Below are 664 nucleotides of genomic sequence, written 5' to 3'. Positions count from 1 at the left end.
ACCCCCACGCCTTGCGGCGCCAGATCCTAAGTCTGGTGCGTCTGCCAATTCCGCCACACCCGCATGAATCTGTGTTATATTCGCATTAGCGTCAATAACATGGTAAGATATTTTGCTTGCGCAAAAAACTTTGGTGAGCCATGAAGGATTCGAACCTTCGACCCTCTGATTAAAAGTCAGATGCTCTACCAACTGAGCTAATGGCTCTCGATATAGAATTAAGATGTTTTTCATTTGTCCAATGAGAAACCGAATGGTGCCGGCAAGAGGACTTGAACCCCCAACCTACTGATTACAAGTCAGTTGCTCTACCAGTTGAGCTACACCGGCGTGTTTAGTTATCTTGGGATGAAGACTACTTAATAGAAAAGTTGTCTCACTGAAGTAATTTAAGGATAGATATTTTGCTATCGCAATTTCAATGAAGTTTATTTTACTTCCGTAAAAAAACTTGGTGGAGGATGACGGGATCGAACCGCCGACCCTCTGCTTGTAAGGCAGATGCTCTCCCAGCTGAGCTAATCCTCCAAAATATATTGCCTGGCGACGTCCTACTCTCACAGGGGGAGATCCCCCAACTACCATCGGCGCTGAAGAGCTTAACTTCCGTGTTCGGCATGGGAACGGGTGTGACCTCTTCGCCTTAGTCACCAGACTATTTCTT

At 46.1% G+C, this 664-nt stretch carries 3 tRNA genes and 1 rRNA gene; all 4 read right to left on the bottom strand.

Annotation, left to right across the window (positions count from 1 at the left end):
* Positions 1-131: 131 nt before the first annotated feature.
* Positions 132-207 (bottom strand) — tRNA-Lys (locus FGG79_RS21315).
* 47 nt (positions 208-254) lie between these two features.
* Positions 255-330: transfer RNA gene (locus FGG79_RS21310), tRNA-Thr, on the bottom strand.
* Positions 331-452: 122 nt separating this feature from the next.
* Positions 453-528 (bottom strand) — tRNA-Val (locus FGG79_RS21305).
* Positions 529-538: 10 nt separating this feature from the next.
* Positions 539-655 (bottom strand): 5S ribosomal RNA (gene rrf / locus FGG79_RS21300).
* Between the last annotated feature and the right edge of the window lie 9 nt (positions 656-664).

This window comes from Bacillus sp. BHET2, assembly GCF_005938125.1.
Lineage (GTDB): Bacteria > Bacillota > Bacilli > Bacillales > Bacillaceae_B > Rossellomorea.
This window is presented reverse-complemented; position numbering and strand designations above follow the sequence as displayed.